Consider the following 1,022-nt stretch of genomic DNA (forward strand, 5'->3'; position numbering starts at 1 on the left):
GTCGTCACTCCCGACGCGGCGAAGGCAACCCCCGTCGAACTCACGGAGGCAGGCAAGGAGCAGTTCATCCTCGTCCCCGACACCTGCGGCCTGACCACCTTCACCACGCAGCTGTTCCAGGCGCACGAGATGGCCCTGAACACCTATCCGGGCGAGGCCGCCAGCTATCGGGTCCTGGAGGACTGGACGAAGCTCGGCCTGGGCTCGGCCCTGGTCCCCCGCTCCAAGCTCAGCTCGCCCGACGTCTGCCACCGTCCCTTGCACGACCAGGGCCGCGAAGTGCAGATCTCCTTCGAAGCGGTCTGGAGCGCCGACTCCCCGCTCGCCCCGGACCTGCTCCGCCTCGCCGACAGCCTCGCGGCCACCCGCCACTAGGGCCATACGCACCGCTTATAGCCCGATTCAGCGTGGTCCCCTACCGGACCTTGCCGGGAATGCCTAACGTGGCAGGCACATTGCGGGACTTACCGTTCCGTCCCCTCCCTGCCCATCGAGAGAGGCATAACCATGGCGTATCTCCAGATCACCTTGCAGGTGGACCCGGCCCACCGTGCCGCAGCCGCGGGCGTGTACGAGAAGTACAAGCAGCCGTTCCTCGACACCGCCCCCGGCGCCCTCAGCAAGGAGCTCCTCGTCCGGGACGAGGACGTCCAGGTCCTCCACGGCTTCCGGAGCGTGGCCGACGCCAGGACGTACCTGGCCAGCGAGCTGTTCACCCGTGACGTCGTCGGCGGCCTGGCCCCGCTGCTGGAGGCCGACCCCGACGTGCGCGTCTACGACACCGTCTGAGGCCCGGTCGTGCACGAGCTCACGGCGCTGCTGCGCGAATACGACCGCGCCCGCGTCTACACCGACGAACTGTGGAAAGACCTCAGTCCGGACGAGGTGACCTGGCGCCCGCACGAGGACTCCAGCGCGATCGGCTGGCACCTGGGTCACCAGGCTCATGTCGCCCACTTCATGATCCGCAACCTCACCGCGGCCGAGCCCAGCCCGGACCCGGAACTCGACGGGCTCATGGA

The 1,022-nt window shown here is 68.5% G+C and carries 3 protein-coding genes; all 3 read left to right on the forward strand.

From position 1 onward, the window contains the following. A partial coding sequence (locus ACF088_RS41415; protein ID WP_392381145.1) for a LysR family transcriptional regulator substrate-binding protein occupies window positions 1–375 on the forward strand: 375 nt, incomplete at its 5' end. Between the two features lie 132 nt (window positions 376–507). Next, entirely contained in the window at window positions 508–789 is a 282-nt protein-coding gene (locus ACF088_RS41420) for a hypothetical protein (protein ID WP_392381146.1), read from the forward strand. Window positions 790–798: 9 nt separating this feature from the next. Continuing rightward, a partial coding sequence (locus ACF088_RS41425; RefSeq protein WP_392381147.1) for a DinB family protein occupies window positions 799–1,022 on the forward strand: 224 nt, incomplete at its 3' end.

Source organism: Streptomyces sp. NPDC015125 (assembly GCF_043080045.1).
GTDB lineage: Bacteria > Actinomycetota > Actinomycetes > Streptomycetales > Streptomycetaceae > Streptomyces.

Coding starts and splice junctions, on each gene's coding strand:
- ACF088_RS41420 (WP_392381146.1), top strand. CDS start 508: ATGGCGTATCTCCAGATCACCTTGCAGGTGGACCCGGCCCACCGTGCC.